We start from the raw sequence: 16,873 nt of genomic DNA on the forward strand, positions 1-16,873 counted from the left end.
AAATCAAATCATTCAATGCCAAAAAATTGCTTCTATTAGGTTTAACTCTAATACTCTCCGGTTGCGCATCAAAAGAGCTGCTGCAGGCACAACCGGCCATGGTTCAAAGTCAAGCGGAGAACCTGTTACCTCAACGAACCGACAAGGCCGATCTCTACTTTGTTGGCTTTGCGGCCGACTCGAGCATTGGCGTGTTTCGTAAAGAAGTGACGTATTCACAGCAACTCTTTGACGACAAATTTGGCACTGAAGGCCGTTCTGTTGCTTTGATTAACAGTTCACAAACTTCCGACCAATTACCGATGGCAACGGCTGAAAACTTAGACGCAACATTAAAAGCGGTAGGAAAAATCATCGATCCTGAGCAGGATGTGGTGTTTTTGTTTTTAACTGGACATGGCGCATATTCGCAAGGTGTTGTCACTGACTACTGGCCACATCACCAGGGCTTAATCGAACCGAAAATGCTTAAAGAATCACTGAATCAAGCTGGCATTAAATGGAAAGTCGTTGTGGTTTCAGCTTGTTTCTCAGGTCAGTTTGCCGATGAACTTGCGGATCTATACACTTTGGTGATCACCGCAAGTAACCCAAATCAACCTTCATTTGGCTGTACAAGCGGTGCGGACTTTACGTACTTCGGTGAGGCATTTTTCAAGGACCAACTGACACAAACAACGAATTTTGAAGAAGCGTTTCTGTTAGCAAAAGCCGCCATAACCGAACGAGAAAACAACATGGGTTTTGATAACTCCTACCCTACAATGCGAACCACAAAGCGTATCAGCGACAAACTGAATGCGTTATTTTCCCAACCGTAACGTCAAAGGCCAGTTTTACCCTGGCCTTTTTAAACAACAAGATAGTGTCATCAACCATTTTTGGTACCACATCAACATCCTTTGACAACCCTAATTGCAAACCGGCTTCAACTGACTAATATGAACCTGCATGATTACCATTCCTCCAATGGGAGTAGAAAATGAAAACATCTTGGATTCCAGTCGCCCTTTCTGGGCTTGCCTTAACGGGCTGTTTTTCTGATAAAAGCGACACGACTACGGCTGTTACTCAACCGCTAAATGTAACCGCAGCAGACGCCATCTATTTCGGCGGTGAGATCTTAACGATGGCGGGCGATAAACCAGAATACGTTGAAGCTGTCGCCACATTGAACGACAAAATCATTTACGTGGGTACAAAAGAAGGCGCGATGGAACATAAGTTTGGGCAAACCCAACTTATCGACCTCAAAGGCAAAACCATGTTGCCCGGTTTTGTTGACCCACACAGCCACGTTTATGGTGTTGGCTTGCAGGCGATGGTTGCCAACGTCCTGCCGCCACCTGATGGTGGTGCAAACACGGTTGCCAAGATCATTGAGATCCTAAAAGCCTCCGAGCAAGATGAAACCAAAAAGTTTTTCATCGAGAAAACCGGGTGGATTCTTGGCTTTGGTTACGACGATTCGTTGCTAGATTACTATCCCACCAAAGCCGACTTGGACCAAGTAAGTACAGACAAACCCGTTTTGATCATTCACACCTCAGGACACCTTAGCGTCGCCAATAGCAAAGCGCTCGAAATGGTCGGAATTACGGCCAAAAGTAAAAATCCCGAAGGTGGGGTAATACGTCGTATGCCTGATAGCCAAGAGCCCAATGGTGTGCTCGAAGAAAATGCGCACTTTGCCACCCTCTTCCGCTTGACCATGCTCATCGACCAAGAACTGCAAGACATGATGCTTTCAGCCTCACAAAAAATGTACGCACAATATGGCTACACCACCGCGCAAGAGGGACGAGCAACAAAAGAAGGCTATGAAGCACTGAAACGAGCCTCGAAACGAGGAGAATTGTTGATTGATGTTGTCGCGTATGCTGATATGGCCACCAGCAGTGATTTCATGACGTCAGAGTACAACTCACCTCAATATACGAGTCACTTCCGAATTGGCGGTGTCAAACTTAACTTCGATGGCTCACCTCAAGGGAAAACCGCGTGGTTAACCCAGCCGTACTTTCATCCACCTCATGGACAAAAGAAAGATTACACAGGTTATCCAACCTTTACCGATCAACAAGCTTTCCAATATGTGGAAACCGCGTTTAAAAATGGCTGGCAAGTACTCACTCACAGCAATGGTGACGCCGCGATTGAGCAGTTTATTGACGCCGTTACTGCGGCCAATGAAAAACTCGGCAAACAAGACCGACGCCCAGTGCTGATTCATGGCCAAACCATTCGTGAAGACCAAATCCAGCGCCTCGCAGAGCAAGGTATTTTCCCCTCCCTCTTCCCAATGCATACCTTCTATTGGGGAGATTGGCACCGTGATTCAGTGCTTGGCCATCCTCGGGCCGATTTTATTTCACCGACCAAAGCCGTACGTGATGCAGGATTGATGTTTAGTACACATCATGACGCTCCCGTTGCCCTGCCAGATGCGTTTCGGGTACTTGATGCAACGGTCAACCGTACCACCCGCACGAATAAAGTGCTCGGTCCCGATCAGCGTGTTGATGCCTACACCGCATTAAGAGCGATGACCATTTGGCCTGCGTACCAACATTTTGAAGAAGCGATGAAAGGCAGTATCGAAGTGGGGAAAAACGCCGATTTCATTCTGCTAGATAAGAATCCTCTCAAAGTGGAGAGTGCGACGTTGAAAGACTTACAAGTCCAACAAACCATCAGCCGTGGACAAGTGGTCTTCACCAATACGGCACGCTAAGGCAATTTCGCCCTCTAATTTCTCTATTGCAGAAAGTTGGGGGGCGAAAAATAAGAGCGAGGGACTAGGGACTAGCAAACCAGGAAACTAGAAAACTAGAAAACTAGAAAACTAGAAAACTAGAAAACTAGAAAACTAGCAAACTAGCAAACTAGCAAAAACTTCCCAGAAATCGGATGAGACAAAAAAGCAAAAAGCCGCCCTAAAGGCGGCTTTTTTCATGGGTGGGACCCCAGCCACATCCCGGCACACAAGTCATTCGCTGCGGCTGCTTCCTTCCGGACCTGACCGAGTTCACGAACTATTGTTGCGAGAGGACCAGGGCCCCATAGATTCGTTTGTTAGGCATTTCGCTTAACGTGGGGCAGATTATTAAGCATCCCCTCTGAGATTGCAACCCCAATTCCACAATATTCAAGCGTTAAGGGAGCAACTGCTTAACTCTTGTTCAGAAAAGCCATTTCCAGATAGAGACCTCACGAGTACCCCATTTGTTTCTGTTCATGCTTGCTTTGATACATATCGACATCGGCCAAATGTAACGCACGTTGAAGACTCATGGTTTTATCACGCTTCGCTGACAAACCAATCGAAGATCGGATGATGAGAGGTTGCCCTGTGATGCCACTCTCTAGCGTAATCTGACTAAATCGTTCAAAAGCCGATTCCACTTCTTGCTGTGACACTTTACCAATGAGGATGAACTCATCCCCTCCCACTCGAAACCCTTTTCCACGCCAATGACTTTTTATTTCCAATGCAATGGCTTTTAACACCAAATCACCACAATGGTGGCCGAAGGTGTCGTTTATCGGTTTGAAGTTGTTGACATCGATATACAAAATGGCGAGATCGCCCGAAATACCGTTACCATATTTACGTTGCAACGAGCGGCGATTACCTAACCCTGTCAAGTTATCCGTGTTAGACAAACGATGAAGATAGAAAGAGAGAGCAAAAGCCAGAACTAACACCACCGCAAACAGTTTTTGGGTTTGCGCAGCAAGCCTCTGTTCCATTTCCAATGAACTTCGCCAATCTGGCCTTATATCGTAACGTTCAACAATGCTATTTAGATCCAGCATTTCTATCGCTCGGCTAAAATAGGGAGCAAGGAGTTGACCTTTTGGTGTTCGCGCCAGTCCTATCGATATTTTCGACATATCAAACACACCTATCGCATCATCTTGTGTAATGGCCAGATCCTGTTCATTACGCAGTAGGTAGTTGAGAGTGGCGGTGTCCATCGTCACGTAATCTACTTTATCGTTGATCAATGCTTCTAACATTGAATCTTGATCGGGAAAGCGCTGTAGCTCTTTCAAAGGCAGCATTTTGGTTAACAGCGAATCAAAGTAATCATCCTTAACCACCCCCACCCTCTCAGCAATTAACTGAGAAACATGGCTGTATACATTTGGTTTATACCCCAACCTTTTGACGATGACCGATTGGGGAGAGTAGTGTGGGCTGGTGTAATAGGTGAAGTGCGCTCTCGATGAAGTCATTGCTAATGGTGCCAAAATATCAAATTCTTGTTGAGCAAACCCTTGCAACATGCTGCCCCACCGCTCATTTTCGTGACTGACAATCTGACAGTTTAACGCCAGAATGTCGCAGCTCTGTCGCAAAACATCGGCGGTGATGCCCGATATTTCACCATTAGGTTGGTAGATAACGTAAGGAAAAATCGGCTCCAACTTGATGTGCAGTGGTTCTGTAGCATCGAAATTCGCTCGTTCCATCGCAGCCTGAAGCGCTTGCTTGCGAATATTAAACTGATACTGCGTTATCCCTTCACGCAAATGTTTTTGCATCTGCTCGCTATGAATAAAATCAGCAAACTCTGCCAATGCCTGCAAGTGGCTCCCTTTGGCACTGACAATCGAAACGGGTTTGATTGAAATTTGATCGTTCAACAGATGCGCATCAACGCCTTTGAGCAACATTGGCTTGAGCTGATTAATTGCATCGACAACACCATCGACTTCACCCTGTTGAAGCAGGGAAAACGCTTCCTCATGCCCCTGATAGGCAACAAGTTCAACAGAGGGAAAGTTGGCAACAATCAACTCACCATAGATGGTATCTTTTGGCACTCCAACCTTCTTTATTTCTTTCAAAGAGCTGGCATTGAATGAGTAAAGATAGGTGTATTCAATATTGGTGGGGTAAGAATAGCTAAAACGTTGTTCTCGTTCAGCCGTAAAAGTGACATTGGCTGCAAAGTCCGTCTCTCCAGTTGCCACCGAGTTTAAAATGGCATCAAAGCTAGGCATGTTGACATAGGTTACGCGGAGGGAGAAGTGCTCTGCAATGGCGTCAAAAAGGACACGGCTCACCACATCATCCGCTTCTGTCGCAACGGTAATGTCGGCATTTTTTGCCCAACTACTGAAGGAGATCCAACACAATACGCCGGAAAGCAGCCAACCAATTATTCTTATCATGTTACTAACTTACGATGAGGTTATGCACGCGCGTTCAACTATGTATTGGGAACCTTATCTCAACTTATCACTGCGTGCATAAATATTTTTGATGATATGCAATATCGGTCACCATTCCAGATAACTTAATAGCAAGCATGGCACTAGATCATTAGAACTTTATACGTGCAGAAAAAAAGCAGCGTCTTATTTCACCAATAAGAGGCTGCATTAACGATGTACGTCCTAGACAGATCCAATGGATCTAATCTTGTTCTTTCATCTCTTCTTCCGCATTTAAAATATAATCCGTCATCCAGGCGGTACCCAGCAAACAGATCCAAACTACAAATACGGAATTAGGTACGTCGATCGTTGGCGTCACAACCAGCGCTGCGAACCCGACTGTTGGTAATGTCCAGCAAAGGAGCTTGTTCCACGAGAACGATTTTAAAGTATTGAGACTCTCCATACAGGCGATGATCCCGGTAATGCACAGCGCAACCAACACGGCATAAGGTAAGCCTGCAATCCAAAGAGGAATCAACAGCAATAACGGCCACCAACTGTGCTTGCTAGAAGGACGCCAATGATTGGCTGCCCACCAAATCACCGTTACAGAAAGTACCTGCACTACCGTTACCCATGGTGAGCCACTTAACTTCCCTCCCATTTGGGTGACCATAATGCCGACCATCAAGGTGAATACGATTGAACCGGCCGTTAGCAAAACGCCTAAGCTGCTTCTTCTGGAAAAAATAACCATCAGCAATGGGAACAAAACCCACACACAGACAGAGAGAGCAATGGGTTGAAGGGGTAACGTTAAACCGTAACTGGTCATGGCGGCCAACAAAAAGAGACCTGCGATACCTCCTTGAGGCAAAATCCACAATGCTGGGATCACTAACGCTAATACTGGGATGTCCCCTGCGCTCACGCTGATCGCCTTGGCACAAACTACCGCCAAAAGGCTTGTGATTGTGAACTGAAGAATCGAAAATATCATAGCGCCTCCTTTTACTCCTACCTCTGTTGGTAGCCAGGCTCAGCGCAACACAGAAACTGAAAACAGAGTCGTACGCTAAGTGGGTTCATTTCTAGAACACCTCGCTGACCAATCCCTTATAAACAACGAACGAGGACAATTTGAGTATGGACCAATTTTTTCCACAGATCTTTGCTGTAATTCAACAAATTCCCTTTGGTAAAGTGACTACGTACGGAGAAATTGCACGTATGGCTGGATTTCCGGGCTACGCGCGGCATGTCGGTAAAGCATTAGGAAACTTACCAGAAGGTACGAAACTGCCTTGGCACCGAGTGATCAACAGTCAAGGCAAAATTTCGTTGCAGGGCTCTGATCTCCATCGTCAACGCCAATTGTTACTGGCTGAACAGGTTGAAGTCAGTGAGCTAGGAAAAGTAAGCTTAAAAAAATACCGGTGGCAACCTTAAGTCACCACCGGTATTAAAACTCGATTGTCGTGCTGTGAGCACCTCGTGGTACTTAACGAACGCCCACGACCATGATTTCAACATCATGGGTATTGGCATCATCGGTCACAACTGGCGTAATCGTATCACTGATAAAACGTAAACGACCATTCACTTCAATGCGTGCACGAACATTGTAACGATGGTTTGCAATAATTTTCTTGCTGTCATAAGCCAAATCGAACGAGAGCGGCACTTGCTTACCATTAGTAATAAACTTGTGTTTTGCAATAACCGTTGCAGGGGCATCTGCCAACGAGACATCTTCCAAAACAAGCGTCACTGTTGCGTCATCTGGAAGAGCAATGCGCTCACGATAAAAAACTGTCCCTTTGATGGTTTTAATGCCTTGGTCTTTGACAAGTGGTTCAGAACTTTGACAACCTGCCAACAACGCACCCAAAAACACTGACATCATCAATAAGATTATTTTTTTCATAGAGCCTCACTCATTATTAAATTCGCCAAGATTATAAATGCCTCACTCAATCCTGTCTTGTGGATCAAATGTTTATTGACAATAGTTTGACTAAGTTAAAAATATTCACACCAACGAATTGCGTTATACTCAACGCACTTGACTTCCAATCCCTTTCACGATGATTGCACTGAGGAAAAACAACCATGAGTAAACCTCTAAACGAGTTATTAAGCTTATTACAGTTGGAAAAGCTGGAAGAAAGGCTGTTCAGGGGACAAAGTGAAAATCTCGGGTTACCTCAAGTCTATGGTGGGCAAGTGCTTGGTCAAGCACTCTCTGCCGCTCGTTACACCGTATCAGAAGATCGTACTGTACATTCGTTCCACAGTTATTTCCTTTATCCAGGCGATCCCGAGAAAGCGATTATTTACGATGTAGAAAACCTGCGTGATGGTAAAAGTTTCAGTACTCGTCGAGTAAAAGCGATACAAAATGGTCGCCCCATTTTTTATCTCACTGCTTCTTATCATGGTGAAGCGCCGGGATTTGAACACCAAAATACGATGCCTGATGTTCCTGGACCAGAAAATTTTGCTTCTGAATCAGAACTCGCAAGCCACATTGCTGAATTTTTACCGCCAAAGCTTCGCCAAACTTTCTGTGGTGAAAAACCGATTGAAACTCGTCCGGTGACCGTGATCAATCCGCTCAAACCGAAAAAAGCGGAAGCAAAACAGTATCTGTGGATCCGCGCCAATGGTGAGATGCCAGACAGCCAGCTGATTCACCAATATTTGCTCGCCTACGCTTCAGACTGGGGATTTCTCGTCACGGCCTTACATCCGCATGAAGTGTCGCTGATGACACCAAATTTCCAAGTGGCCACCATTGATCATTCGATCTGGTTCCATCGCCCATTCAAAATGGATGAATGGCTACTCTACTCAATCGAAAGCCCTACCGCATCAAACACTCGTGGTTTAGTTCGTGGTGAAATCTATAACCAACAGGGACATCTTGTTGCCACTGCGGTGCAAGAAGGGGTAATGCGTTTTATCAATCGATAAAGCACATTAGTGGAAGCTGGGTCAAAAACATCACTGGTGCGGGGGCAACCATACCACTGTAATCTCGACGCCGGAACCACTTGGCATGCTCAGGCTAATGACCAAGTGGTAGCGCGGTGGTGTATTTGAGTGGTTCCATCGCAAATGTCGAGGTGACGTTGGATATCCCTTCAACGCTATTGACTAACTTCTTATAAAAAGTATCGAAGTTTTTCATATCTTTAACCAACACTTTCATCATGTAGTCGTACTCACCCGCCATGCGATAGAACTCCATCACTTCCGGAAAATCGTTTACCGTCGCAACGAAACGGTCATACCACGCATAAGAGTGATCACAGGTTTTAATTTGCACAAATGCGATAAATGAGAGATCCAATTTCTCTGCATTCAGCAACGCCACTCTCTTTTCAATGAAGCCTTCATCTTCTAAACGCTTTAGACGCTTCCAGCAAGGTGTCGTGGTGAGATTCACTTGCTCAGCCAAGTCACTCAAGGACAAGGTGCCATCCTGCTGCAATAGCGAAAGTAGCTTTAGATCAACTTTATCCAGCATACAATTATCAATCCGCTCAATTATAGAAAAATTTTCTACAATATAGAGACAGCACCACATAAAAAGCAAAGCTTTTCTCTGCAAAGGTAGGTACTTTGTTACCGTCAATAAGAATTAAGAGAGGCCCCCATGTGTACGGACCACAACTGGATTAATAACGCGATTCGCAAGATTGAAGCTGACTTCCAACGCTCTGCTGATACCCACTTATTTAAGCTTGATCTTCCGTCTCTCGAAGGCATTGATATTTATCTAAAAGACGAAAGCACCCATCCAACTGGTTCGTTAAAACATCGCTTAGCGCGTTCGTTGTTTCTCTACGCAATTTGTAATGGCTGGATTGGTCCGGAAACCACCGTCATTGAATCCTCTTCCGGCAGTACTGCCGTTTCAGAGGCATACTTCGCACGCTTACTGGGCTTACCTTTTATCGCGGTAATGCCGAAATGCACCGCAAGAAAGAAAATCGAGCAAATCGAGTTTTATGGCGGTAAAGCCCATTTGGTGGATCGCTCCGATCAAATTTACGCAGAATCTCACCGCTTAGCCAAAGAGTTAAATGGTCACTATATGGATCAGTTCACGTACGCGGAGCGCGCAACGGACTGGCGTGGCAACAACAACATCGCTAACTCTATCTTCAGCCAAATGACGCTCGAAGAGCACCCAGAACCAAGCTGGATCGTGATGAGCCCGGGCACAGGCGGCACTTCGGCTACCATCGGTCGCTTTATCCGTTACCAAAAGCTGGACACCAAGCTGTGCGTGGTTGACCCAGAAAACTCGGTGTTCTTTGACTACTTCCAAAACGGTGATAACACGATAACCGGTAATACGGGAAGTAAGATCGAGGGCATCGGTCGTCCACGTGTTGAACCAAGCTTTATCGCTGGCGTTGTGGATGAAATGCGAAAAATCCCTGATGCTGCTTCTGTTGCGTGTACCCACTGGGTATCTAAGCTGATTGGCCGTAAAGTTGGCGCCTCAACGGGCACAAACCTGTATGGAGTATTGCAATTGGCATGCGAAATGAAACAGCGTGGCGAGCGTGGCTCTATCGTGACCCTACTGTGTGACAGCGGAGATCGCTACTTAGACACCTACTTTAATGAAGAGTGGGTTAAAACCAACATTGGTGACATTCAACCCTACTTAGAGCAGCTTGAAATCATTGAGCGCGATGGCTGCGTTGCGCCCATCTGCTGCCCTGCGTAACGCAGAGAATTCAGCAACTGGCGATAAAAATGCCCACGTGATTCCGTGGGCATTTTGTTTTAAACAGTGCGACGAGTTGAGCTTAGCGAGGCATTCGCATTCGTTATTTCTTCTGTTTTGCCTCAAAAGCCGCCAATTGCTCTGGCGTGGCTTCAGGTTGATGATTGGTTTTCCACTCTTCGTAAGTCATACCGTAAACACGCTCACGAGCATCATCTAAATCAAGATCTAGCCCTAAAACATCCGCTTCGGCTTTGTACCATTTGCTAAAGCAGTTACGACAAAAGCCAGCCAAAATCATCAAATCAATATTTTGCACCTCTTTGTTGGCATCAAGGTGAGCCAGCAAACGGCGAAATGCAGCAGCATCGAGTTTGTCTTGCTGCTCTTGAGTCAACTCTTGGTATTTAAACTGTGTCACTTTACTTTCCTTTATTCTCATTTTTCCGTCTTAATCACGGGCGGATGACCAGCATAGTACAAAATCCACTAATAAAACCAAGCTCTTCGCCGAGGAATTGTGTACTATCTCGGCCAACACTCTCTTATGCATCTTATTGAATTACTCTTAGGTGGCGAACAATTATGAAAAAAATTATGCTGGCGTGTTCAACATTATTACTTTCCCAACCGGTTTTCGCGGAGAAAATGGGCGAGTTGCCGAACTACTTTTACCTTGGTGCAGGCACCATCGCTTTTGACGTTTCTGCTTACGGCGACAACAGTGGCAGCGAGCTTTCAACCCCAAACTTTACGATCGGCTTTGGTAAAAACTTCAATGAACATGTTGCTGTGGAAGGTCTGTTTCGCTATACGCAAAATGAAGTCACCAACAGCACGGCAGGAACCAGCCTTAACCTAGACTATTATCAAGCGGGCGTTTCCGCTCTGCTCTCTACAGGCAACTTAGGGGATTCCCCGATTTCACTTTTCGGTCGCTTGTCGGGGTTGATCACCCAAGCAAACATGTATGACGTGACCAACAACACCGTGAAAATCTCTGAAGAAGCGGGAATGATTTTCAACGTCGGGGGCGGATTAGGCTGGGATATGGGGCAAAATTTCTGGCTGAAAGCCGAATATGTCTATAGCTTTGCTGACGCAGGCTTCGACGATTTTTACGATAAGTATTCTGGTTTCCAACTCTCTATCGGTAAGCAGTTCTAGCATCGTAGCACTCTATACCAGCCGAGATAAAAGAGCCGAGGTTTTTGTTCCTCGGCTCTTTGGGTATTGGGGATTGGTCTAACCGTGACTCACTCGGCCTTTGGTATCATGGCTGAGGGCTTGATTGAGTTCCGCTTCCACATGCCCTGGCGCTTCTGTGTATCGAGATATCAAGCGATACATCGCAGGGATAACGAACAAGGTGACTAGAGTGGCAAAACCCATACCGAAGAAAATAACGGTACCAACGGCCACGCGGCTTTCGTAGCCCGCCCCATCCGACAGGATAAGTGGAATCGCGCCCGCTAGGGTCGTGAAGGCGGTCATTAAAATCGGGCGCAACCGTCGTGCCGAGGCATCAATAATGGCTTGTTCAAACTCAAAACCACGGTCACGCAGTTGGTTAGCAAACTCCACAATCAAGATACCGTTTTTGGTCACCATACCGATCAGCATGATCATGCCAATCTGACTGTAGATATTCATGCCTTGCTGCATGATGAGCAAGCCTAAGAAACCACCAAACACCCCCATCGGCACGGTAAACATCACCACCAGAGGGTTAATGAAGCTTTCAAACTGCGCAGCAAGAACGAGGTAGGCCACCAGCAAGGCCAACGCAAACACAATGGCAACGCTAGACTGGTTTTCTTTGAAGTCCTTCGATTCACCAGAGTAGCTGATGGTAATGTCGCCCGGCAGCGTCTCGATCGCTTGCTGATCAAGAAAATCCAACGCATCACCCAACGTGTAACCATCCGATAAGTTGGCGGTGATCGTAATCGCCTTTTGCTTGTTGTAGTGCGATAAGCGAATCGACGATGCAATTTCTTCAACGTTGGTCACTGTATCTAAGGTAACCAGATCGCCACTTTTTGTGCGCAGGTAGATTTGGCTCAGATCTGCTGCGTTATTAAAGCGATTTTCATCACCACGAAGATAAACATCGTACTCTTCACCACGTTCCACGAAAGTGGTTTCTTTACGCCCACCCAACATGATTTCTAAGGTATCGGAAATCTCTTTGATGCTGATGCCCAGTTCTGCGGCACGACGTTTGTCCACCGACACCACCAGTTCCGGCGTTTTCTCAGAATAGTTGATCTCCGCTCCTTCCATAATTGGGGATTCTTCCGCCTTGTTCTTCAGTACCTCGGCCCAATCGCGCAGTTCGTTGTAATCCGAGCCGCCAAGCACAAACTGCACAGGCTCACTCGAACCACCACGGAATCCGGGCATAAACGGGAAAACACGGACATCCGGAATGCCCGCCAGCGCCTTACGCACTTCGCCTAATGCTTGTTGCGCTGTCACTGAACGTTCATTCCAATCATCCAAGATCATAATCACGAATCCGGTTTGGTCACCCGCTTGGCCCCCAAACGCCGGCGACTGGATGCTGAATGATTTGAGGAACCCTTGCCCTAACAGCGGCATTAAACGCTCTTCCACTAAGTCCATATTGGCAGACATGCGGTTATAACTGGTGGCATCGGCGCCACGGACAAAAGCAAAAATGACCCCTCGGTCTTCTTGTGGTGTTAATTGTGCTGGCACTTGATTCATTAGCGCGTAGCTGCCGCCCATACAGGCAAGGATGATCACGGGCGCAAGCCATCGCCATGCGAGGGCTCGCTTTAGCAACGCGCGATAACCGGACTCTAACTTGCCGAACAACACGTCCACGACGTCATTGAAGCGGTTTTTCTTAACATTGGCTTTGAGAATTTTGCTGCCTAAGACGGGGGTGAGCGTCAGCGCAATCAATGATGAAAAAATCACGGACATCGCCAGCAACACCGAGAACTCGGTAAAGAGCAAGCCCACCATGCCATCCATGAAGGAGATCGGCAAAAACACCATCACCAACACTAAGGTGGTGGCAATAACCGCAAAACCCACCTCTCGCGTGCCTTTATAGGCCGCAAGCAAAGGTGATTCACCTTTCTCGATATGATGGAAAATGTTCTCAACGACAACAATCGCATCGTCGACCACCAAACCGATAGAGAGGATCAAGGCCATTAAGGTGATGAGGTTAATCGAGAAACCAAAGTAGTACGCGGCAATAAAAGAGGAAATCAGCGACACAGGCACGGTCACCGCGGGGATCAAGGTGGCGCGAGCTTGACCGATGAAGATATACAGCACGAGGATCACGAGCCCGCCAGTGATGAATAGAGTGCTATAAACTTCAGAAATAGAGCGTTCAATAAACACGGTTGAATCGTAGTCGATAGCGAGACGTGTCCCTTCTGGCAAAAACTTCTGCACTTTATCGACTTCTTCATGTACTCTTTTTGCAACCTCAAGCGGGTTGGCGTCCGACTGAGGGACAATCCCCATGCTGACGTTGACTACCCCGTCACTTTTAAACGTCGAGTTCTCATTCTCAGCACCAATAAAGACATCCGCCACGTCTTTGAGATAAATCGGCGTGTTGTCACTGGCACGCTTGACCACCAGATATTGGAAGTCTTCTACTGAGTTATAGCTGCGCGCGGTACGAACAGACATCACCGTTTGATCGTTGCGCACTTGCCCCCCCGGACTTTCAAGGTTCTCACTGCGTAGCGCGGCGGTAATGTCCGTGGCGGTCACACCTCGTCCGGCCATCAGCTCAGGACTTAGCTTCACGTACATAACTTTGTACAAGCCACCCGAGATATCAACGGAACTCACTCCGGTGATAAGACTAAAGCGATCCATGAGTACACGCTCGATGTAATCGGTGAGCTGAGTACGATCCATCTCTGACGAGCTGAGGTTGATGTAAACGGATGCCTCACCGCTACCGTTGTTTTTAAACACGATAGGATCGTCGGCTTCCTCGGGTAGCGAACGCTGCGCACGCGCAACCGCATCACGAACATCACTCACTCCAGTATTGAGGTCATAACCCAGTTCAAAGGTAATGGTGATACGAGACATGCTGTTACGCGTGGTCGACGAAATCTCATCAATACCACTGATGCCTGAAAGTTGATCTTCAAGCACTGAGGTGATCTGGCTTTCGATGATCGTTGCCGACGCCCCATCGTAACGTGTACTAATGGAGACAACTGGGCTTTCGATGTCCGGCATCTCGCGCACTGCCAATTTACTGAACGAGACAAAACCAAACACACACAACAACAAACTCAATACCAGCGCAGCAACTGGCCTTTTCACCGAAACATCAGAGAGTAACATTATTGCTCATCCTTCTTCGCTACGGTCTTTTGCCCTGCCGCTGCGCCGCCAATTTCTTTGACTAACACACCATCACGCATGTTCACGATACCTTGCACGACGATTTTATCTCCGATGTTGACACCCGACTCGATCACCACTTGGTTCTCTACTCGCGCACCAAGCAGAACTTCTGTGCGTTTCGCTTTGTTGTCGCTGCCGATGACATAGACGTAACGTTTGGTCCCGGAATACTCTAATGCCTGCACCGGAATGATCGGCGCTTCAATCGCCGGGAACGCTAAGGCGGTATTGAGTAACATCCCTGGTTTCAGCTGATTTTCCGGATTTTCAAATTGAATGCGCACGCGCAGGTTCAACGTTTCAGCGTTAATCCGTGAGTCAATACCCACCACCTTGCCAGTGAACACTTGTTTACCCCAAGCGCTGGATGTTGCTGTCACAGGCATACCTATCGACAACATCGACAGATAACGTTCCGGAATTCTCAGATCCAGCTGCATCAATGAGAGATCGTCGAGCGTCAGTAATTCCGTGCCTGAGTTCACCAACTTGCCGCGGCTAAAATCGACGAAACCCACCGTTCCGGCAAAAGGCGCGGTGATATGAAGATCATTCAAGTTGGCATTGGCCGCGGTCAAACGCGCTTGTGCTATCTCGACACTGGCTTTTTGCGCGTCAATTTCTGTTTGCGTAATCGCATTACGGCTGACCAGTCGCTCAAACTCTTTCAGCTTTCTCTGCTCATCTTTCAAATAAGCTTTTGCTTCAGATACGGCCGCTAAGGCTTTATCGTCCTCAAGCTTCACCAGCAGTTGCCCTTTAGTGACATTCTGGTTGGCTTTCACTTGAATGCTTTCGACTTTGCCGGACACTTCGGACGCAATCACCACTGACTGCACCGCTTCCAATTTGCCGACCAGCGCTAAAGATTGGCTAATTTGGTGTGTTTGCACTTCTTCTGCAACCACAGTAACAGCAGATGGCCCTCTTGGAGCAGCATGGGATAGAGAGGAAGTCCCCATAAGAGCCAGAGTAATAAATGAGATAAGAATGCGTTTTTTCATGTTCCGTCAATCAATAAAGCCATAGTTGAGATTATCAGTGTATCAGCTCTAGCGTACTGTAACGTCAAGTTGTGTAAATAATGGTGAGAAGTGAAGGATTTAGCGGCCTAAGTTGTCACCAAAATGTGTACTTTCTGGCATCTTTGCCCAAAAAGGCAGCATTCAGCATGGAAAGCACAGAAAAAGGCTTTACACACTGAACTGGTTTGCTATGATGCGCTCCGCACTTGAGCGATGCGTTGGGAAAACACCGCTTAAGCCTAATCCAGATGAGGTTAGGAAAACACCCTGGAGGGGTTCCCGAGTGGCCAAAGGGAGCAGACTGTAAATCTGCCGGCTCCGCCTTCGATGGTTCGAATCCGTCCCCCTCCACCATATTTCTTCTTGTGATTATCCTCTGGATTAATTGTGAGAAACACTTGGATAGTGTGTTGGGAAAACACGTTCTAAGTATAAAAACTTCTTGTGATTATCCTTTGGATTAATTGTGAGAAACACTTGGATAGTGTGTTGGGAAAACACGTTCTAAGTATAAAAATACCCTGGAGGGGTTCCCGAGTGGCCAAAGGGAGCAGACTGTAAATCTGCCGGCTCCGCCTTCGATGGTTCGAATCCGTCCCCCTCCACCATTTTCTTTCTTGTAAAAATTCCTCAGAAAAAACGCTCTCAACGGCGTTCAGCTCATCTAAAATTATTTCTTATTTTGCATTTCTTCATTTGATACATCCGTTCATCGGCTAATTTGACTCTTGTTGACAGGCTACCTTCTGTAAACTCGGAAAAGCCATATGAAAACTTGATTGCCCGCTTGAGACACATACTCTTCAACGCACCAAGTACCAAAGAGATCCTGTTGGGCTTTAACAACAAGATGAACTCATCACCACCGACACGAAACGCATACTCATCATCTTCCGTTGATTTGGTGAGCAGCTGAGAGAACTGGATGATCAGTTCATCACCCGCTTCATGTCCTTGCGTGTCATTGACTATTTTCAAATCATTCAAGTCGATATAAACCAAAGCCAGTTGCTCTTGGCTAAATCGATCCAAATATCGTCGATTGTAGAGCCCGGTTAATGCATCACGATGGATTTCATGATCTTTCGCTTTTATCAGGCGATCAATACCAATTGCGATACAAGAAACAGCAACCAACATGCCTCCTTGTTCAATAATGTTGTCTAAGACGGCATGATATTGGCTCCAACGTACCAAAAATTCGATTTCCGTAAGCACATCATACAAAGCAGCCAGCATCAGCACGTTGAGACCAAGCGGAATGAGACGTTTCGATTGAAGCGAAGAACTGAGAACAAGGCGAACATAAACTAAGACGCAGAGGTACGCGGATTCTGTCAGCACATCCACATGGTCTGTGACACCAAAAAAAGGGAAAAAAGGGAGTAAATTAAGAGCACAGAAACAGAACACTGCAAAAGATAGCGCGCTTTTGGAACGACTCCATTTCGTCATTATCATTATGCTTTATTCCCCGCTCGTGGCTTTCAGTTAAAGCATAGACCAA

14 protein-coding genes, 2 tRNA genes and 1 other RNA gene are annotated in these 16,873 nt (G+C 46.6%); 8 read left to right on the forward strand and 9 right to left on the reverse strand.

The genetic code is table 11. From position 1 onward, the window contains the following. Nucleotides 1-98 precede the first annotated feature (98 nt). Nucleotides 99-821 carry a C13 family peptidase gene (locus FC652_RS10920; protein WP_237286494.1) on the forward strand — a complete coding sequence of 241 codons (723 nt, stop codon included), beginning with the start codon at nt 99-101 and terminating at the stop codon, nt 819-821. A gap of 161 nt (nt 822-982) precedes the next feature. Further along, nucleotides 983-2,734 (forward strand): amidohydrolase, encoded by a 1,752-nt coding sequence (locus FC652_RS10925; protein WP_176298590.1) that lies wholly within the window; start codon nt 983-985, stop codon nt 2,732-2,734. Between the two features lie 227 nt (nt 2,735-2,961). On the opposite strand, the gene ffs is transcribed toward FC652_RS10925, so the two are convergent. The 3 genes from ffs to FC652_RS10940 form a co-directional block, all read right to left on the reverse strand. Further along, an RNA gene (gene ffs / locus FC652_RS10930) (signal recognition particle sRNA small type) lies at nt 2,962-3,058 on the reverse strand. A gap of 152 nt (nt 3,059-3,210) precedes the next feature. Beyond that, nucleotides 3,211-5,184 (reverse strand): GGDEF domain-containing protein, encoded by a 1,974-nt coding sequence (locus FC652_RS10935; protein ID WP_176298591.1) that lies wholly within the window; start codon nt 5,182-5,184, stop codon nt 3,211-3,213. 244 nt (nt 5,185-5,428) lie between these two features. Further along, entirely contained in the window at nt 5,429-6,172 is a 744-nt protein-coding gene (locus FC652_RS10940) for a hypothetical protein (RefSeq protein WP_176298592.1), read from the reverse strand. Between the two features lie 146 nt (nt 6,173-6,318). Here FC652_RS10940 and FC652_RS10945 point away from each other — a divergent pair, with 146 nt between their 5' ends. Beyond that, nucleotides 6,319-6,621, forward strand: a complete 303-nt coding sequence (locus tag FC652_RS10945) for an MGMT family protein (protein ID WP_176298593.1) — start codon at nt 6,319-6,321, stop codon at nt 6,619-6,621. A 52-nt stretch (nt 6,622-6,673) separates the two neighbouring features. Here the strand turns inward: FC652_RS10945 and FC652_RS10950 are convergent, their stop codons facing one another. After that, complete coding sequence (locus tag FC652_RS10950; RefSeq protein WP_176298594.1) at nt 6,674-7,099, reverse strand: YbaY family lipoprotein; 426 nt, start codon at nt 7,097-7,099, stop codon at nt 6,674-6,676. A 185-nt stretch (nt 7,100-7,284) separates the two neighbouring features. Here FC652_RS10950 and tesB point away from each other — a divergent pair, with 185 nt between their 5' ends. Next, nucleotides 7,285-8,148, forward strand: coding sequence for an acyl-CoA thioesterase II (tesB, locus tag FC652_RS10955; RefSeq protein ID WP_176298595.1), 864 nt, complete (start codon nt 7,285-7,287; stop codon nt 8,146-8,148). A 94-nt stretch (nt 8,149-8,242) separates the two neighbouring features. Here tesB and FC652_RS10960 read toward each other — a convergent pair whose 3' ends face one another. Then, on the reverse strand, nt 8,243-8,704 hold the full coding sequence (locus FC652_RS10960) for an Lrp/AsnC family transcriptional regulator (protein WP_176298596.1): 462 nt from the start codon (nt 8,702-8,704) through the stop codon (nt 8,243-8,245). Between the two features lie 129 nt (nt 8,705-8,833). Here FC652_RS10960 and FC652_RS10965 point away from each other — a divergent pair, with 129 nt between their 5' ends. Beyond that, nucleotides 8,834-9,919, forward strand: coding sequence for a PLP-dependent cysteine synthase family protein (locus tag FC652_RS10965; protein WP_011149862.1), 1,086 nt, complete (start codon nt 8,834-8,836; stop codon nt 9,917-9,919). Nucleotides 9,920-10,022: 103 nt separating this feature from the next. Here the strand turns inward: FC652_RS10965 and FC652_RS10970 are convergent, their stop codons facing one another. Next, nucleotides 10,023-10,340 carry a DUF1244 domain-containing protein gene (locus FC652_RS10970; RefSeq protein WP_026050255.1) on the reverse strand — a complete coding sequence of 106 codons (318 nt, stop codon included), beginning with the start codon at nt 10,338-10,340 and terminating at the stop codon, nt 10,023-10,025. Between the two features lie 164 nt (nt 10,341-10,504). Here FC652_RS10970 and FC652_RS10975 point away from each other — a divergent pair, with 164 nt between their 5' ends. Further along, nucleotides 10,505-11,086, forward strand: coding sequence for a porin family protein (locus FC652_RS10975; protein WP_038939474.1), 582 nt, complete (start codon nt 10,505-10,507; stop codon nt 11,084-11,086). A 78-nt stretch (nt 11,087-11,164) separates the two neighbouring features. Here the strand turns inward: FC652_RS10975 and vexH are convergent, their stop codons facing one another. Continuing rightward, the gene (vexH, locus tag FC652_RS10980) at nt 11,165-14,278 is read right to left on the reverse strand and encodes a vibriobactin export RND transporter permease subunit VexH (RefSeq protein WP_011149859.1); all 3,114 of its coding nucleotides are present in this window, start codon (nt 14,276-14,278) and stop codon (nt 11,165-11,167) included. Further along, nucleotides 14,278-15,345, reverse strand: coding sequence for an efflux RND transporter periplasmic adaptor subunit (locus tag FC652_RS10985; RefSeq protein ID WP_060532156.1), 1,068 nt, complete (start codon nt 15,343-15,345; stop codon nt 14,278-14,280). The genes vexH and FC652_RS10985 overlap by 1 nt, the downstream gene beginning before the upstream one ends. 290 nt (nt 15,346-15,635) lie before the next feature. Here FC652_RS10985 and FC652_RS10990 point away from each other — a divergent pair. Then, nucleotides 15,636-15,720, forward strand: a tRNA-Tyr gene (locus FC652_RS10990). A 169-nt stretch (nt 15,721-15,889) separates the two neighbouring features. Next, nucleotides 15,890-15,974, forward strand: a tRNA-Tyr gene (locus FC652_RS10995). 52 nt (nt 15,975-16,026) lie between these two features. Here the strand turns inward: FC652_RS10995 and FC652_RS11000 are convergent. After that, complete coding sequence (locus FC652_RS11000) at nt 16,027-16,827, reverse strand: diguanylate cyclase (protein WP_176298597.1); 801 nt, start codon at nt 16,825-16,827, stop codon at nt 16,027-16,029. Nucleotides 16,828-16,873 lie beyond the last annotated feature (46 nt).

It is taken from the genome of Vibrio sp. 05-20-BW147, from assembly GCF_013369385.1.
Lineage (GTDB): Bacteria > Pseudomonadota > Gammaproteobacteria > Enterobacterales > Vibrionaceae > Vibrio > Vibrio floridensis.